Source organism: Arcicella sp. LKC2W, assembly GCF_034931005.1.
Taxonomy (GTDB): domain Bacteria; phylum Bacteroidota; class Bacteroidia; order Cytophagales; family Spirosomataceae; genus Arcicella.
This window is the reverse complement of sequence record NZ_JAYGIN010000002.1, coordinates 77,139-96,292: the sequence shown is the minus strand read 5'-3', so window position 1 is coordinate 96,292 and position 19,154 is coordinate 77,139. Positions and strand designations below refer to the sequence as shown.

Sequence of the window (19,154 nt, the reverse complement as noted above, 5' to 3'; positions counted from 1 at the left end):
AGTTTTTATTAAAAAGCTTGATTTTTAAAAGACCTGTGGAGAAATCTGACGATAAAAACAAACCATGAGCAATTATTCAATTAAAGACCTTGAACAGCTTTCGGGCATTAAGGCTCATACTCTTCGAATCTGGGAGCAGCGATATGATATCCTGAAGCCAGACCGCACTGATACGAATATTCGCACGTATGATGACAAGGATTTAAAATTGGTTTTAAATATTTCCTTGCTGAAAGACCACGGATATAAAATTTCAGAAATTTCCAAAATGTCCTCTGACCAAATGTCGAAGGAAGTAATGTTGATTTCTGATAAACAGTTGAATTACCCAGACCAAATTCATGCCTTGACCATTGCCATGCTTGATTTGGATGAGGAACGTTTTGAGAAAATTGTTAGTACCAATACACTCCAATTTGGTTTTGAGAATATGATGGTCAACATCATTTATCCATTTTTAAGTAGAATTGGTACACTGTGGATTACAGGGTCAATTGGCCCAGCTCAAGAACATTTTATTTCAAACCTGATACGTCAGAAGTTGATTGTAGCCATTGACGGACAGTTGCCATCTTTGAGACAGGGTGCGAAGAAGTATCTTTTGTATTTGCCAGAAGGAGAGATGCACGAAATCAGTCTTCTTTTTGCTAATTATATTATTCGTTCAAGACAAAACAAGGTGGTTTATTTAGGTCAAAGTTTGCCTTTCAATGAGCTTGCCTTTGCTTATGATGTTCATAAACCAGATATTATTTTCTCGGTTATTACCTCTGTTCCTGGACAAAACGAAATTCAAAAGTATGTTTATAAGCTGGCGAAGGAGTTTCCAGATTCAAAGGTTTTACTGACGGGGTATCAAATCGTAGGTCAAGACATTGATTGTCCTGATAATGTGCAAATCATAACTCAAATTAAGCACCTAATGGAAATTGCATCAGAATAATATTTTTAGAGCCGAGGCAATGCCTCGGCTCTAAAAATTTAGACAAATTTATTATCTTTTTTCCCCGCATCAGCTACGAAGTTTTTTACAAATTGTTCTTGTTCTTTTTCACAAATCATTAGTACGTTATCATATTCCGCAATGATATAACCATCAAGACCTTGCACTACAACTAAACGGTCCTTTGGTGTTTTTATAATACTATTAGTTACGCCATAGAGCATGGTTGAACCATCAATGACATTCTCATTTTCGTCTTTTCCAGAAACTTCATATAACGATTTCCAAGTTCCCAAATCTGACCAACCAATATCTCCCAAAACGATATGGACGTTATCAGCTTTTTCCATTACGGCATAATCAATAGAAATGCTCTCGCAAGTTTGGTAAATTTCATTGATAAAATTACCTTCTTTTTCCGTAAAATATTGACTGTCGCCAGATGAAAAAATATCGTGTAATTTAGGGCAATTTTTGGCAAAAGCCTTTTTAATTGCTTGGGCATTCCAGATAAAAATACCTGCGTTCCAAACATATTCACCACTGGTTACAAACAACTTAGCTAACTCCAAGTTGGGTTTCTCACGAAAGGTTTTTACTTGCTTTACATCATCTTCAGATTTTACATACTGAATATATCCATAACCCGTGTCAGGACGAGTAGGCGTTATTCCCAAAGTAACTAAAATATCGTCTTTCGCAGATGCATCAAGGGCAAGGTTTATCCTTTTTTCAAATTCTTTTTCTCTAAGAATAATGTGGTCAGCAGGTGCTACTACAATATTTGCTTCTGGATTTTGTACAGCAATTTTGTAACAAGCATACGCTACACAAGGAGCGGTATTTCTACGTGATGGTTCTGCTAAAATCTGACTATCTGCCAAAAAAGGCAGTTGTTCTTTTATCAGACCAATATAATCATTACTGGTTACGATATAGATATTTTCTTTGGGGCAAATATCTTCAAAACGGTCGGCTGTTTGTTGTAGAAGCGTTCTGCCAGTTCCAAGAACATCGTGAAATTGCTTTGGATTTTTGGTTCTACTAAAAGGCCAGAAACGAGTTCCTACGCCTCCTGCCATAATCACTACATAATTGTTATTATTCATGTTGTCTGTAAGTCTAAAAAATGAAGAGGTTGAAACAGATTCATTTTCCTTTACTTTTTAATAAATATTTGTCGACTTTAAGAGCGACATTCTCTCTGATATTTGTGTAAAAAAAGTTAATATCGGCACGGTGCCAAATTTTTGTTTTTAATAGAAAACTTCCTGCAATATTAGGCTTATTTATCCATAACATACCCTGATGATTTTGAGCATCTACTAAATTTGGGTACATCGTAAATTTCAAACCAACACCACCTTTGTTTAAAGAAGCAGGAGCGTAATTTTCATCCAAAGTCCATGTAAGTGGATTGGTACTTACGGCAGTATTCAACCCTGCTTTGTACCATGTTGGATAATAATATTTTGCATAAGTATTCCAAGAAACAAAACACCCAATCTCTTCTCCCGTTTTACAGGGCATGATATTCTCAAAAACTGTTGGTTGAGTTGTAATTCCCACCAAATATGCAGCTACTAATTGGTTTTGGAGTGGTTTATTATCAAAATATTCTTTCATCAGTCTCGTAGCATGAACCGTTCCTTGACTATGTGATGCTATCACGATGGGGCGACCTTGATTATAATTTTTCAAATAATAATCAAAAGCATCTTTAATATCTGAATAAGCCACATCAAGCGACCGTTTTTTATCATTTTTATCTGTCGTAACAAAAGCGTGATAATGAGCTTGACGATAACGGGGTGCATAAATTTTACCCGAACCATTAAAAGCGGTTGCTTGGTTCAAGATAGTTGAATTATCCACCGATTCATTCATTTTCAAATCATTAACATCTGCATTCCATTCATATTGATTTTCGGGTTTGCCAGTAAAGATAGTTGGATGCAAGAAAAACACATCCACTTTAGCCTCTGATTGCCCATCGGTTAAGTTTGATTTTAGAGGAACTTGGTCTGCTTGGTCAACTTTATTAGGTAGAGCCGCCCAATATTCTATTTTTGAGTAGTCGGGCTTAACAGGAATTGCATTCTCAGAGAAATGACTACTCAATTTGAATGGTAGCCTATTACACCCTGAAAATGAGACAATTAGAACAAAAAATATACTTTTTTTAAGAACCATAACCCTGCTATTTGGATAATTTTATTAAAAAATTGTAAAATATTTACTCTGCTTGCATAATAAATTCAAAATTAATCCCAATTTTTGCATAATAATTTGCAATTTTGTATTACAAAATTACTATATTTTAACCTTAATTCACTAAAAAGGCATTGTATGAAGAATTTTTTCACAAAACTACGATTAGGCTTCATTGCCTCTATCGTGTTACTTGCGGCATCCACGTTTGCCCAAACAAAAATTGCGGGTAAAGTTAGCGATGGAGGAACGAAAGAAACCCTCATTGGCGTGAGTATTGCGGTTAAAGGAAAGGTTATCGGGACAATCACAGACTCCAAAGGTAATTTCTCTCTTTCAACAACAACAGCTCCTCCGTTTGTTATTTTAGTTTCAAGTGTGGGCTATCAAAGTCAAGAATTTACTGTTACCGAAAGCAAAACAGATTTTGACATTAAATTGGCAGAACAAACAATTTTGGGTCAAGAAGTTGTTGTGTCTGCATCTCGTATTGAAGAAAGCGTAATGAAGTCTCCTGTTTCTGTTGAAAAAATGGATATTCGTGCCATTCAAAGTACGCCTTCTGCCTCTTTTTATGATGGTTTAGCTAATTTAAAAGGAATTGACATGACAACTCAAGGCTTATTATTCAAATCTATCAATATGCGTGGTTTTGGCTCGACAGGTAATCCACGTATTGTACAAATGATTGATGGTATGGATAATCAAGCACCAGGTTTGAACTTTGCGGTAGATAATATTATTGGTATGCCAGAATTGGACGTTGAAAATGTAGAGGTTCTTCCAGGAGCGGCTTCTGCTCTTTATGGCCCTAATGCTATCAATGGTTTGGTATTGATGAACTCAAAAAGTCCATTTTTATATCAAGGATTAAGTGCTTCTGTAAAAGCAGGAGTGATGTCAGCGAGTAATCGTACAGAAGCAACAACTCCTTTAGGGGATTTTTCTATTAGATATGCCAAAGCCTTCAATAATAAATTGGCATTTAAAATGAATTTTTCTTACGTAAAAGCAACAGACTGGCAATCTACCAATTATACCAATTTGAATATCGGAGGAAAAGCCGACCCAACACGTGGACTTGGCACTAATACAGATTATGACGGAATGAACTCTTATGGTGATGAAATTCAGGCAAACTTAAATTCATTAAATGCCGCATTACCAAAAGTTAATGTTAGCCGTACAGGTTATTTAGAAAAAGATTTAGTAGATTATAACACTAAATCTTTAAAATTTAATGCGGCTTTACACTATCGTTTGTCTGAAAAAGTAGAAGCGATTGCACAATTGAATTATGGCGAAGGAACTACGGTATATACTGGTACTGGTAAATATTCATTGAGAAACTTTGCTATTACTCAGGCAAAATTAGAACTACGTGGAGATAACTTTACGATTCGTGGATATACAACTCAAGAACGTTCGGGAGACTCATACGTAGCGGGCTTAACTGCCGTAGGAATGCTTCAGGAAATAAAATCTAACAAACAATGGTTTACTGAATACGCAGGAACTTTTGGAGCAGCTTTAGCAACAGGTTCAACACAGGAACAAGCAGATTTGGCGGCTCGTAAAGTAGCTGATGCTAATATGCCTGCACCTGGTTCGACAGCATTTAATAACTTACTCAATAAATATAGAACAACAACTATCACAAATGGCGGTGGACTTTTTGGTGATGCAAGTAATATGTATCATTTAGAAGGTATTTATAATTTTAAAAACCAAATCAAATTTGTAGATTTTATTGTAGGAGCAAATTATCGTAATTATCAGTTACGTTCAAACGGAACTCTATTTGCTGATACTCCAAATAGTAAAACCTCAACAACTGACCCTAAATACGCTCGTACAGGAACTATTGGCATTGAAGAATATGGTGCATTTGCACAAGTATCAAAATCTTTATTTGACAATCATGTAAAGTTATCAGGTTCATTGAGATATGATAAAAACCAAAATTTTGAAGGGCAATTTACGCCACGTATTTCAGCAGTTACTACTTTTGGAGAACACAATATTAGATTGTCTTACCAAACAGGGTTCCGTATTCCAACAACTCAAAACCAATATATCGACCTAAGAACCCCTTCTGGAACACTTATTGGTGGGCTTCCTGAATTTGACGCAAGATACAATTTGGCAACAGGCGTAACTCGTGATGTATTAGAAGATTTCTCAAAAAACCCTGCTAAATATGTGACGGCTGATGTGCTTGCAAAAGCTAAAGCATACGCAACAGCAGCAGTTACAGCTCAGTTACCTGCTATTCAAGCGGGAGTTTTGGCAGCAGTTACAGCACAAGTTACAGCAGGAGTTACAGCACAAGTTAATGCAGCAGTTGCTGCTGGACAAATTCCTGCTGCCAATGCGGCGGCGGCTATTAGTCAAGGAGTAGCAACAACATTAGCTTCTCCAGCAATCCAAGCAACAATTAGTAGTAATGTAACTGCTACGCTTACCCAAAAAATCACAGAAACAGCTACTCAAGTTGCACCTGCTTATGCTTTAGCAACATTACCAAAGTATCAAGCCAAAGCTTTACAGCCAGAAAAAATCCAATCTTATGAAATTGGCTATAAAACATTAATCGCTAAACGCTTATTTGTTGACGCTTCTTATTACATGAGTATTTATAAAAACTTCCTTGGAGGAACTTCTATCGTTGTACCTACGGCAGCTTTAGCACCAGGCTTACCAATAGAATCTGGCTTAGCAAGTGCTACCACTCGTGAAGGCTATCAAAGACCTGCTAACTCTACTGAGGATATTACCATTTCAGGATGGGGCTTAGGCTTAACTTATTCTTTGGCAAAAGGATATAACTTAGGAGCAAACATCACAAACAATACTTTGAGCGACTTTAAAGTAAGCTCAGAAGTACCTTATGCTGGTTTTAATTCTCCAAAATACACATATAAGTTCAGTTTTGGAAAACGTATTATTTCTGGAAGCAATTGGGGATATAACGTATCATTTCGTCATCAAGATGCTTTCACTTGGGAGTCGAGCTTCCCAGTACCTACAACTTCTGGGGTAGCTTTGTTTACAAATACAGAAGTACCTACTATCAATAATTTTGATGCTCAGTTTAGCTATAAAGTACCAAGTATAAAATCAATTATCAAAGTAGGTGGAACAAATTTATTTGGCAATCCTTACATACAAGCATACGGAAGTGCTTCTGTTGGTTCGTCATATTACGTTTCAATTGTTTTTGATGAGTTATTGAATAAATAACATTCATAGATTTATTATTATTTCAAAAAAGAGGCTTCACGCCTCTTTTTTGTTTTTACTCCTTTCAAAACTTTTAATCAATCCATTTAGTTATAATTAATGTATAAACATTTAATAAATCTCATGAACAAATTACTTTTAACCCTTCTCGTATCAACCGTAAGCTATTTCGGTTTTTCACAAAGCTGTTGCTCGCCAACAAGCAGTCTCAAAAAAGATGATATGCAGTTGATGGCTTCCACAAAAGAATTCCAAAAAGCCCATGCCGAACCACTGCCTTACACACACGTAAGTTTGGTAGGTGGAGAAATGATTCAATTCAAAACGCCAGACGGACAGACGGCAAATGCGTTTTTGATTAAAGCTACCACCAAATCAAACAAATATCTTTTTGTTTATCAGGAATGGTGGGGACTTAATGACCACATCAAAAAACAGGCGGAAATTTTTTATAATGACCTCAAAGATGTAAATGTGATTGCGATTGATATGTATGATGGCAAAATAGCCACTACGGCAGAAGATGCAGGGAAATATATGTCAGGAGCTGATCCTAAGCGTTTACAGTCGATTATTCAAGGAGCAGTAGCCTATGTAGGCCCTAAAGCAAAAATTGCCTCAGTAGGCTGGTGTTTTGGTGGTGGGTTGTCGTTAAAATCTGCACTTCTTGAAGGGAAACAAGCCGTTGGTTGCGTGATGTACTATGGAATGCCTGAGAAAGACGTTGAGAAATTAAAAACGCTTCATTGTGACGTTTTAGGTCTTTTTGCAGCTAAAGAACAATGGATTTCTCCAGCAGTAGTAGCTCAGTTCGAAAAGGATATGTCAGCTGCAGGAAAAAAAGTAAAAGTAAAAAACTATGATGCAGAACATGCTTTTGCTAATCCTTCAAATCCAAAATTTGATAAAGTAGCTTCGGAAGATGCTTATTCTTTAGCAATTAACTATTTGAAGAGTAAATTTTAAATTTATTTGAAGTTTAAGAGCATTTTGTATTTCTAAATTGTCACAAAATGCTCTTAAAATAAAAACCCCTTAAAACGATGTTCTAAGGGGTTTTTTGTGGTAAAAGGCGTATCACAAATATTAATATCTCACCGTTCCTATTTTTATAGGAAAATGCTTTTAAATGTCATTTAAAAGCATTTTCCTATAAAATCTTCTCTGTATTTTTAAATAATTTCTTATATTTTCCATATATCTTTAATATTACCCATTATATTTGTATAGAGTTTAAGGCATTAAAATAAAAAGATATATGGCAGTTTCGACAAAATTAACTTTCCTCCCAAAAGTTAGGTACTCAAAACCTCAGCCTAAAATGGCAACCTTGTGCGTACAAGTTGTAATTAATAATCAACAAAAATATTATAAAACCCCTGCAAAATTTGCTCCTGAATTTTGGGATAATGATAATCAAAAAGTAAGAAAGACTTATGGATATGGCTTTGAAAAAATGAATGCTAAAGCTCAAGATTATAAACGTAAGATTGATTCTATAATTGATACTGCAAGACGTGAAGATAAGTTAATTACCTATGAGTTCATCAATCAGAAATTAGAAGAACTCGAAAATCCTATTAAAAAAATTGAAGCACCTTATAGAGATTTTTACGAGTGGTTTCAAGTCTACCTTAATGATAGCAAAAACAAAATGTCCACTGAAACTATCAAACATATTTGTACTGTAGGAAACAATTTAAGCGACTATTTTGGAAAGAAAGTACCTACTTTTGAAATGATGAACTTTGAGTTTTTCAATAATTTTGTAAACTACTTACTTGACGATTGTAAACTTGCAAATAGCACCGTAAATAAACGCCTTGATTACCTAACAGGTTTTTTAAAGTTTTGTGCGGATATGGGTGTTTATAATATTGAAAAACTCAATAAGGGTAAAAGACTGAAAGAATATGAAACGAATTCTATCTACATCACCAAAGAAGAACTTCAAAAACTGTACACTCATGAATTTGCAAGTGAGACACTTCAAAAGGTTGCAGACCTATTTGTTTTCGGTTGCTCAACAGGTTTACGAGAATCTGACTATTCTAATATAAAGCCTGAAAATATCAAGAATGGCAAATTAGATATAGTTACTATCAAGACAGGCGACCACCTTATTATCCCTCTCAATTCATTTTCACGTAGTATTTTAGAGAAATACAATTTTATCCTCCCAATGTTTACACAACAAAAATTTAATAAATACTTAAAGGAAGTAGGTAAGGTAGCAGGGATAGACACTCCAGAACAAGTTGTCACACACCGCAAAGCCCAACGAATAGAAGAAACTGTACCTAAATACGAACTAATGACAAGCCACACAGCAAGGCGTACATTTATAACGCAGTCTATCACAAGAGGAATACCTTTGCCCGCAATTAGAAAAATGACTGGACACAAGGATTTGAAGAGCTTTCAGAAGTATATAAAATTAACTGACAAGGATTTAGATAATGAAATGACTAAATGGGAAGATTAACAGCAATTGAAAATATTTTTTTTAGACATTTTTAATTTAGTAAAATATTAGTACAGTACAATTGTTATTTGATTTCGTGTATAAGTTTCCTGTATAGATACGCAGTCATTATTTTTTCATTAAAAACTATTTAATTGTACAACCTAATTGCTTTTCCCCCAAAAAAATAGTTAAAATGTATAACAATGTGTACAGTTTGAAGTGTGAAGAGATTATTACTAAAATTCAAAAATACCTTAAAAGCTCTTTTTTGACAAAAGAAAATATTATTAAAATACAATTTTTTTTTTACTTAAAATATACAATATTTGTCTGTAAATAAATAAAAAAAGCTTAAATCAGCCCGAAAAGTTTGGCGACCTGACGACTGAATTAAGCCCTTAACAAATAACACATGGCGAAAACGACACGTGCAGGGAAGCGTTTTTCTTTGCTGAATGAAAAAAACAAAAATGTTCACTCAAAATCTCAACATTTAACCGATAGTAGTTTGAAATTAAATCAATCCCCTTCGATGAAAAAGTCGCATACCCTTATAGCAAATTTAGACTATACAAGTGAAATTCCCAAAACAAATTTAGTTGTTTTGACATTGGAGCAAGTTTCAGAGATGGTGCAAAGCATTGTTAGTACAGCCTTGACTAACCTAAAATCTAATCCCATAAATCTCCCACAGGAGGAATATTTGAACGCTACCAAGACGATAGAGTTTTTACAGATTTCTCGACCCACTTTCCAAAAATTAGTGGGCGATGGAAAAATAAAAGCTGTCCAAATATCAGAAAGACGTATCCTATTCAAACGCTCTGATTTGGTCGAGTACATTAATTCCCGTACAATTAAAAAGCAAAAACCTTAAAATTGCACTATTGGTTTTGAGCATCATATTTATATGATGCTCAAATAACTATGCACAAAAAAAGCCATTGTGCGACAACACAATGGCTTAAAAATCAATTTTTAAATTCTTTAAGACAAAGGCAAAACTACAAAAATGGCAGGAGAAAAACAAGAGGAAATTAAGCATAGTTTGGAACAAATAAAGAACCTTTCTATAACTCTCTTCAATCAATACAAAGAAATGAAACCTGTTATCCGAATCAGTGAAGCTGTATTTGCGGTCAATGGGGATATTTCATTTACTTCTGGATTACCCAAAGCAGGAAAATCAACTATCACAAGGTTTATGATTGCCACAGCTCTAATGCCACACATTCCGCAAGAGCATGATACTATATCAATTCGTTCTGAATATTGTCAAGGTAGAAAGGTTATCTACTTAGATACAGAGCAAAACCCAGCTGATACTCAAAAAATGATTACTTCAATACTCGATATTGCAGGACTGAGTGAACAACCCGAAAACTTCATCGCATTAAATCTTCGAGAATATAGCCACTCCGAAAATTTGGACTATCTCAAAAGTCTGTTTCATCATTACAACGATGCCTATTTGTGGATAATTGACGGCGTTACAGACTTTCTACCAAGTGCCAATGATGAAACAGCAGGAAATGAGATTATTAGATATTTAATGAAAATGAGTTCTATCAATGATACCTGTATAGTATGTTTAATCCATGAAAATAGTGGAAATAGTAATGGAAAGATGAGAGGACACATTGGAAGTGAAGCCGCCCGAAAATGTCAGGGGGCTATTTCTGTTTCTTATGAAGAAGATAAGGGTGTTCACTCCATTAAATCAACCTATTTCAGAGGGTCAAAACGGATAGAACCAATTTATTGGCAGTTTAATGAGAATGGAAAACCTGTTTCATGTGACAATGAAACGCTGGATAATATCAAAAAGATTGCAGAAGATAAAGACCATAGCAAAAACATAGAGATTGCTAAAGTTCTTGAAAAGGTTTTTAAGAATGTAAATGGAACAGGCTTAACAAGTGACATTCTCAAACAAAGGGTAGTGCTTTATGCTCCACCAGCTAAACAAAATTCATCAAAAGATGCTATCAGAAAACGAAATGATAGGTATTTCAAAGCAATTATAAACAGCCGACTTCTTCGGGTTGAGGAAGACGTTAGGGACAATATTAAACGGACAATTTACCACTACGACAACCCTAATCTCAAAATTGGGTTTTGAGTTTCATTTTTTTAAGTGTCCGTCCACTTATCTATATGGACGGACGGACAAAATATATGTAAAGGTGTCCAATGTCCGTCCGTCCGCATTTTTTAGATGTAAAATTCCAAGAAATGCGATAAAATGGACAAATATGGACGGACGGACATTTTACATATATGCCCCCTTGTCCGTCCGTCCGCATTTTGTCCGTCCACACTTTGTGGCTGAAATCTTTCAAGAAATCAGATAAAATGGAGAACATGGACAGTCTGGACAAACGGACATTTTGCATATGTGTCCATTTGTCCGTCCGTCTGTCCGTCCACATCCTTGACCATTCGACTTTATGAAAAAGAAGGAGTTTATTTTTCTTTCACGAAGTCAAAACCGTTTTAAAACCAATGAGAAATCAAGACCAAATAAAGACACTAAAACAAATATCTATCATGGATTATTTGGCAAATAAAGGAATAAATCCTACCTCAAAAAGTGGTAGTTGGTTTATGTATCATTCCCCAATACGTGATGATTCAAAACCTTCTTTCGGTGTAAACCCTACTAAGAATATTTTTAATGATTTAGGAAGCGGTGACAAGGGAAATATTATTGAGTTAGTAATGCTCATGGAAAGTCTAAACTTTAATGAAGCTTGCAAACTCTTAGAGGATTTTGACTTGGTAAAAGAAAAGGAAATTATTTCTCTTTCAACAAGTCAAAACCTTAATAACAAATCCAATAGCCAAGTCCAAATCATAGCGGTAAAACCACTACAACATTACGCACTCATTGAATACTGCCAACTTAGAGGTATTAGTTTTAAAGTTGCCTATCAATACTTAAAAGAAGTGGAATACTCTGTAAATAACGAGAAGAGATACTTTGGCATAGGATTTACCAACGATAAAGGAGGTTATGCGATTAGAAGCAAATTAAAGGGCGGAAAAATCAACATTGGATGTCAATTCTATTCCTCCGTAGAAATACCCAATAGTGAATCAGTGATGATATTTGAAGGGTTCTTTAATTTTCTGTCTGCTATTGAGCATTTTGGACGAAACCCCACAATGACGGCTATTATTCTAAATTCCACAAGTAATCTAAACAAAGCATTACCCATCATTAGCGAATACAAAAAGGTATTCTGCTTTTTGGATAATGATGATGCAGGACGCAAAGCTTTTGAAAAGTTGAAACAAGTAAACCCAAACTTAATTGACCAGTCTTTTATCTATGAAGGTTACAACGATTTTAACGAATTCTTAATTGCAGGCACAAAGCCACCTTAACACAATGTAGGCACAACGTATATACATTGTAGGCACAATAGCATAACGTATTGTAGGCACAACAAAATAACAAAACAGGCACAACGATTTTTACGCCATTGCAGGCACAATTTTTCAATAAAATGACACTAATTACAGCAATTATAAACTTTAAAGGTGGTGTTGCTAAAACTACCACAACCATCAATTTAGGTGCAGGACTAAATAAACTCAAAGAACGAGTTTTAGTGATTGACACTGACCCACAGGGAAACGTAGGGATAAATTTACAAGGCAGTGAAGATGCCGTTTTAGACGCAAAAGCATTGACAATTAGTAGTCTTTATCAAGACCGACGAATCGACCCTCAAAGGGCTATCATAACTACTCCTTATTTCGATTATATACCCAATAATTTGTATGCCTATCAACGAACCAACGGACTAAGTGATTACAGGCTTTTAAAACAGATTATTGATAAAGTAAAGCACAATTACGACCAAATTATAATTGACACTCCCCCCTATTTGGGTTTAGATGCTATCAATGCTGTTTACGCTTCGGACAATTTGATGTTGGTAACTGACTTTTCTAAAGCAAGTATGACAGGGGTTCAAATTTTAGTTTCTGTTCTCGACAAATGGCATGATAGAGAGATTAGTAAAGTCTTCAAACAAAAACCGAAAAGTATTCTTTTTACCATGTTTCAGAAAAATACCAATCTCCACAAAGAACTCATTGATTCAGTTGAAGATAGTAAAGAATTGGGTATGGGAATTATGCTAAAAGAGAGGATACCAAGACAGTTAAAAGTGGTTGAAGATGGTTACACAGGTATTCCGACAATCATAGCCAACTCACGTACAAAAGTAGCTTTGGAATACAAGAGTTTAGCCGAAACTTGGCAATACGCACGAAATACAGGAGAGATAATTGGCAGTCGCTACACAATGAACATCAAAAAATAAGAAAGTATGGCAACGAAAAGCAAACTAAACGGTTTCGTCTTCAAGAAATTAGAGGAAATCAACAATGGCTTACAAATCCCAACTGGTAATGCTGTTCAACCAACTGAGTCGATTATTGAAACTACTCCTCAGCCAAAAACAATACAAATGGAACCAACCAATCCTGTTCCAACATTTCAAAAGTTAGAGATTGACAACACAGCATTTACACCAATGACTAATGTTGTACCAACTATTGAGAATAGTAGTGATTCTAATAAGCCTGTCATTGAGCAAAAATTTAAAAGATTATCGAGAAAAGAGAAACAACGTGTTACGCACGATGACTTGAATTGGGATGAATTTTCAGCTTTGCCAACCAAACAAGACAAAATTGTTTATTTATCAATGCGTGGATGGTCTCTAAAAACCGAAATGAGGAGTAACGGTAGGTTTCATTATGCAACCAGGTATATTCGCAATACAGAGGGAAAACTTCAAAAAAAACGTCTCTACTTAGGCTCAGTCAATCGGGAACTATCGGAAGGAATTACAGTAAAGTCAAAATACTTTAGTAAACTCAGCATAAACACCAAGTAGGCACAACAACACCCCAAATTGCAGGCACAAAAAAGAGCATTGTAGGCACAATGCTCTTTTTTGATGTAGAGTTTAAATAGTATTTTAGCAAAATTCTAAAATGACCCTTTTAGATAATTTATTAGCGAAAATGACACCTGAGCAACAAGCAAGAACAAACCATAAAAAGCGAATTGCTTGTATCATTGATGATGCAATGAAGGCAAGTAAAACTTCCTAAATTATAAAATCCAACATTTTATAAAGGAATTTGGGACTTTATTTCATATTCCGTACTTTTGGACAAAAGTCGTCCAAAAAAAAGAAAATTATGGAAGCAACATTTGGAGAATACATTAAGCAAAGAAGAGGAGAATTAGGTTTTCCACTACGTAAAGTTGCTGCACACATCAATATTGACCCTTCAACACTTGGAAAAATTGAAAAGGATGAAAGATGCTTTAATTTGGAGCATTTAGATAGTCTTTCTTTAATTTTACAAACAGATAAAAAAACTCTTTTAAATTATCATTATTCAACTAAAATCGTGGAAGAATTAAAAGAATATCCTCAATATAAAGAAGTTTTAAGTATTGTTAGCGAACATTTACAATATCACTCAACAGTCCAACAAACTATCAAGTTTGAAAAAGATTGGCGAGAAAAAGAATTTTCAAACCCTAATGCAACAATAAAAATTGGAACAATGTTCTCTGGAATTGGAGCAATAGAATACGCTTTAAAACGCTTAAACCTAACCACCGAAATCCAATTCGCGTGTGACATTGACGATTTTGTAAAGCAAAGTTATTTCGCAAATTACGAAATCGGAGCGAGTAATTGGTATAAAGATGTTTGCGAGATAAACGGTAATAAATACAAGGGGAAATTAGACTTATTAGTTGGAGGAAGTCCTTGCCAGTCGTTTTCTATGGTTGGAAAAAGAAAAGGATTTGAAGACACAAGAGGGACTCTTTTTTATGAATTTGCAAGGGTTGTAAAAGAGAGTCAACCCAATGTTTTCATTTTTGAAAATGTAAAAGGCTTGTTAAATCACGATAGTGGCAATACTTTTGAAACTATAAAAGCAACATTTGACGAATTAGGATACAAATACTATTTCCAAGTTTTGAATGCTAAAAACTATGGAATACCACAACACAGAGAACGAATTTTTGTTGTTGGCTTCAAAGATAAAACCACAAAATTTACATTCCCTGAGCCTATTGCATTGGAACACAAAATGCAAGACTTCTTGGAGGATTATACGGATAGCAAATATTATCTGAAAGAAAAAGGTGTAAAATTTGTCACAAGTTCAAAAAATAGAAACAAACGCTATACCCAAATAAACGGAGAAATTGCTCTTTGCCAAAAAGCTAACCAGCAATTTAATTGGCACGGAGACTTTGTGTTTGAGCAAGGAGAAAGTGAATTTGATGAATTTATTTTTGACGTGAATAATGTTGAAGAGAAATATTATCTATCAGACAAAGTTCGTGATTACGTTTTGAGTAGTGGAACTAAAACCTTTAAAACGTCTATTAAAACAGACCTTGAAGTAGCAAGGCCTCTTTTGCAAAGTATGCATAAAATGCATAGAGCTGGAGTTGACAACTACGTTACGCATACTGGAAAAATCCGAAAACTAACCCCAAAAGAATGTTTGCGTTTAATGGGTTTTCGAGATGATTTTACACAAGTTGTAAGTGATACTCAAATGTACAGACAAGCAGGAAACAGTATCGTAGTTGATGTTCTTATTGCTTTACTTAAACAAATGGACATTACTAAATATGCACGCACATGAATCGAATTGAAATATTAGAACAAGAGTTTGAAGTTTTAGGAACATTGAAGAGCATAAATATTGCTGATTCTTTTGTCGCTCAGTCAAATAAAATTGGAGATGGAAATGGAGAGGCCAAACTTTACGTTGGACAAGTTGGAGAGAAACTGATAGATTTTTTCGGAGAACGAGGGTTTGAGGCTAACTGTTTTTTATTAAAAGAAGATTTAATTCAATATTTAGATGAAATTAGGAAAGAGCATATTGCACCTACACAGGAGTACCGAGAAAAAGACACATTTGAAGAATTATGGAGTATCAAATATAGCAAGGTTCTACAGTTAGATGAAACAATAGAATTTAAGATTAAAGACCAAAATAATTTACAAGGCCCTCGAGTTTATGTTAATTCTAATTCAGAAGGGTATAAATTAATTCGAGAAATTTCTCTTCCTGTTATTTCGCATCTTGAGATAACAAAGATAAAAAGCATCAATAATGACACAATAAGATACTATTTTTATTTATTTTCAGATTATACAAATGAAATTCTCGAAGAGGAAGAACTCACTGTTGATGATGCTGAATTCGAACCTTTTAACCCTGAATTAATATCCATTGACACAAAAAAAATAACAATGGACACACTACTGAGAAGATTAAAGCAAGGTACAATAAATCTGAATCCTGATTTTCAAAGAAACTATGTTTGGACAATGGATAAAAAGTGCCAACTTATTGAATCATTAATGCTTAAAATCCCACTTCCAATGTTCTATGTTTCAGCAGACGAAAAAGGAAATTATACCGTTGTAGATGGTTTACAAAGGCTTTCTACAATTAGAGACTATATTATTGATAAAAAATTTAAGCTTCAAAAATTAGAATTTTGGGGTGACCAATTTAATAATGTTGCATTTGAAAACTTACCAACATTTATTGAGAATAGAATCTTAGAAACGGAATTTACATTTACAGTCATAAATCCTGGTACACCCGAAATAGTTAAAAGAAATATCTTCAAAAGAGTCAACCGGGGAGGTGCTCCTTTAACAGACCAAGAAATACGTCATGCATTGTATAGCGGAAAATCAACCGTCTTATTAAAAGAACTTGCTTCAACAAATGAATTTTTAAAAGTTACAAATAGTTCAATAAAGGCAAATAGAATGCTTGATAGAGAATTTATTTTAAGACTTCTATCATTTATGATACGTGACTATGTTTTATATCCCAAGAGTGGAAATATGGACGGATTCTTAAGTGATACACTTAAAATATTAAATTCAATGCCTGAGATGAATTCTAAAGAAGTAAAGAAGATTTCAGAAAATATTATTTCAGAAGTAAAAATTAGTGACCCAGAAATACTTAAAAATAGGTTCGCTTCAGGGATAATACGTTCATCAATTATTTTTGGAGAACATGCATTTAGAAAGAGTTATCATGGCAAAAGAAAAACACCTATTAATAAAACACTTTTTGAAGTTTGGGGTGTATTATTATCTGAAATGTCGGAAACTCAATTTGAAAATTTAAAAGGTAATAAGAATGAGTTTTTAAATGATTACAAAATCAACTTTTTAAAAGATTACAAGTTTGATGAAATCATTTCAAGAAATGCTTTAAAACATAGTTCAGTAATTGAGAGGTACACTAAAATAAATTATTTACTAAATAGATACAGCGTATGATCAATAGTATCACCTTAACAGCTTTCAAATCTTTTTTATACAGAGAATTAGATTTAGAAAATTTGACTATTCTTACAGGATTGAATAGTAGTGGAAAAAGTTCAATAATTCAATCTTTACTAATCCTTGAGAAAGCATTTAAAAATGAAAAAAATTTATTATTGGATGGACACGGTACAGAATTGGATTTAAAAAATAAAAACGCTAAAGATTCGATTGTGTTAAGTATTGAAATTAATGGCTCCGAATATTCAATAGACTTTCCTAATAATAAAAAAGAATTAATTGCAGATCTTTTTCCAAAAGTTTGGCATATATCTGCAAATAGATTTGGACCGCAATTATCTATTCCAATCTCAAATGATGAAGAAACAAAAAATATGATTGGAAAAAACGGAGAAAATGTATTACAATGTATCAGGTATTATGATTCAATTAATCCAGTTTCTTTAGATGAATTAATTAAACATCCAGACGCTACGTCTTACACTCTATTAGAAAATATTCGTACTTGGCTAAAAGTAATTTCGCCAAATGTTACTTTTGATTACGAAGTACAAGACATAAGCGATTCTTCTTATGCAACTTATGACGGACATAGAGCAACCAATGTTGGTTTTGGATTAAGTTATATATTACCAGTAATTACAACGTTATTAGTTGCAACAATTGAAAAGAATAATGTAGTCATTATTGAAAATCCTGAAGCACATTTACATCCAAAGGGGCAAACGGAGCTTGCAAAACTAATTTGCTTATGCTCTAAATTAGGCACACAAGTAATTATAGAAACTCATAGCGACCACATATTTACTGGAATTAGATTGTTTATAAAGGAAAACAACTTTGCTGACAAAACATTAGTACATTGGTTTGAATTAAACGAATACCGAAATACAGATGTAACAACAATTTTTATTGATAATGATGGTCGTGTAAATAATTGGCCAAAAGGTTTTTTTGACCAATTTGAATTAAATCACTCTAAACTGATTTGATATGAAACAATTTTTATTTAATGACATCACTCCCAATCCAATCTCTAATGCAGAAATCATTAATGCTTTTAAAAACACTATTGTTGAATATAAAAGTTTAAAAGAGAAATTCCCTAATTATATTGACGGTATTATATGCAGTACACAATTAAACAATATTAACCTTACTAAAGATTTAACTTTAGCAGATTCTTTAGAATTAATAGACAATAAAGAAATAAAAGATTATTCATTTAGCATTTTTACAAAATATCCAATAGAAAATTTTTTAGATATTGAAACCGTATTAACAGAAGAAAACAATTATCATTTTGTTTTGAATACAAATCAAGAAGACGCTCTATTTATTAAAATCATATCAAATGAAAATGGTATTCTGTTTAGTTTAAATCTTCATAGCGATTTAGCAAAAGATTCATTAGTTATCAATTCAAGTAATACTACAAGCTTCTCAGTTGATAATTTATATGGCTTAAAGTCTAATACTGATATTATCGAAGAAACTATTAAAAATGAGGAATTATCCAAATTAGGTAATTTAGATAAGCTAAAAACAATATTAAATAATCCAACATCATCTAAGAAGTTTGACAACACGTTCAGTAAAATGTCAAAAGAGATTCAAGACTTAATAATTGAGGGTTTTGAAACAATCATTAATTATAAAAAAAACGGGTTTAATATTCCTGAAACTTTACTAAGAGATGTTACTCACAAAAATGAAACAATTAAGGAATTAAAAATGAGAGACCCCATCGCGAAAAGATTGTATTTTAAAGAGATAGATGGAATATATTATTTAGCTTCTCTTGAAGATAAGCCTCTTAAGGATAGACTAACAAAAGAGCAAAATTCACACATAAAAAATGCTATCTCTATTTTGAAAGAATTAAAGAACAAATAAATTATTTATA

Annotated in this window: 15 protein-coding genes; 13 read left to right on the top strand and 2 right to left on the bottom strand. The window is 33.6% G+C overall.

Annotated features, from left to right (window positions below):
* Positions 1-64: 64 nt before the first annotated feature.
* A complete protein-coding gene (locus tag VB796_RS02180; RefSeq protein ID WP_323344875.1) occupies positions 65-943 on the top strand; it encodes a MerR family transcriptional regulator in 879 nt (292 codons plus the stop codon).
* 38 nt (positions 944-981) lie between these two features.
* On the opposite strand, the gene VB796_RS02175 is transcribed toward VB796_RS02180, so the two are convergent.
* Positions 982-2,052: a mannose-1-phosphate guanylyltransferase gene (locus VB796_RS02175; protein ID WP_323344874.1), complete on the bottom strand. Its 1,071-nt coding sequence runs from the start codon at positions 2,050-2,052 to the stop codon at positions 982-984.
* A 40-nt stretch (positions 2,053-2,092) separates the two neighbouring features.
* On the bottom strand, positions 2,093-3,064 hold the full coding sequence (locus tag VB796_RS02170; RefSeq protein ID WP_323344873.1) for a DUF3089 domain-containing protein: 972 nt from the start codon (positions 3,062-3,064) through the stop codon (positions 2,093-2,095).
* A gap of 228 nt (positions 3,065-3,292) precedes the next feature.
* Here VB796_RS02170 and VB796_RS02165 point away from each other — a divergent pair, with 228 nt between their 5' ends.
* The 12 genes from VB796_RS02165 to VB796_RS02110 all read left to right on the top strand — a co-directional run bounded on the left by VB796_RS02165 (position 3,293) and on the right by VB796_RS02110 (position 19,144).
* Complete coding sequence (locus tag VB796_RS02165) at positions 3,293-6,397, top strand: TonB-dependent receptor domain-containing protein (RefSeq protein ID WP_323344872.1); 3,105 nt, start codon at positions 3,293-3,295, stop codon at positions 6,395-6,397.
* A 123-nt stretch (positions 6,398-6,520) separates the two neighbouring features.
* Complete coding sequence (locus tag VB796_RS02160; protein WP_323344871.1) at positions 6,521-7,363, top strand: dienelactone hydrolase family protein; 843 nt, start codon at positions 6,521-6,523, stop codon at positions 7,361-7,363.
* A 292-nt stretch (positions 7,364-7,655) separates the two neighbouring features.
* Positions 7,656-8,882 (top strand): site-specific integrase, encoded by a 1,227-nt coding sequence (locus VB796_RS02155; RefSeq protein ID WP_323344870.1) that lies wholly within the window; start codon positions 7,656-7,658, stop codon positions 8,880-8,882.
* 394 nt (positions 8,883-9,276) lie between these two features.
* Positions 9,277-9,741: a helix-turn-helix domain-containing protein gene (locus VB796_RS02150; RefSeq protein ID WP_323344869.1), complete on the top strand. Its 465-nt coding sequence runs from the start codon at positions 9,277-9,279 to the stop codon at positions 9,739-9,741.
* Positions 9,742-9,876: 135 nt separating this feature from the next.
* A complete protein-coding gene (locus VB796_RS02145; protein ID WP_323344868.1) occupies positions 9,877-10,986 on the top strand; it encodes a hypothetical protein in 1,110 nt (369 codons plus the stop codon).
* A gap of 383 nt (positions 10,987-11,369) precedes the next feature.
* Positions 11,370-12,254, top strand: a complete 885-nt coding sequence (locus VB796_RS02140) for a toprim domain-containing protein (protein ID WP_323344867.1) — start codon at positions 11,370-11,372, stop codon at positions 12,252-12,254.
* A gap of 122 nt (positions 12,255-12,376) precedes the next feature.
* Complete coding sequence (locus VB796_RS02135; RefSeq protein WP_323344866.1) at positions 12,377-13,201, top strand: ParA family protein; 825 nt, start codon at positions 12,377-12,379, stop codon at positions 13,199-13,201.
* 6 nt (positions 13,202-13,207) lie between these two features.
* Positions 13,208-13,780, top strand: a complete 573-nt coding sequence (locus tag VB796_RS02130) for a hypothetical protein (RefSeq protein WP_323344865.1) — start codon at positions 13,208-13,210, stop codon at positions 13,778-13,780.
* Positions 13,781-14,090: 310 nt separating this feature from the next.
* Positions 14,091-15,569, top strand: coding sequence for a DNA (cytosine-5-)-methyltransferase (gene dcm / locus VB796_RS02125; RefSeq protein ID WP_323344864.1), 1,479 nt, complete (start codon positions 14,091-14,093; stop codon positions 15,567-15,569).
* Complete coding sequence (locus VB796_RS02120; RefSeq protein ID WP_323344863.1) at positions 15,566-17,242, top strand: DUF262 domain-containing protein; 1,677 nt, start codon at positions 15,566-15,568, stop codon at positions 17,240-17,242. The genes dcm and VB796_RS02120 overlap by 4 nt, the downstream gene beginning before the upstream one ends.
* Complete coding sequence (locus VB796_RS02115) at positions 17,239-18,240, top strand: AAA family ATPase (RefSeq protein ID WP_323344862.1); 1,002 nt, start codon at positions 17,239-17,241, stop codon at positions 18,238-18,240. Before VB796_RS02120 ends, VB796_RS02115 begins: the two co-directional genes overlap by 4 nt.
* Before the next feature lies 1 nt (position 18,241).
* The gene (locus tag VB796_RS02110; protein ID WP_323344861.1) at positions 18,242-19,144 is read left to right on the top strand and encodes a hypothetical protein; all 903 of its coding nucleotides are present in this window, start codon (positions 18,242-18,244) and stop codon (positions 19,142-19,144) included.
* Positions 19,145-19,154: the final 10 nt, after the last annotated feature.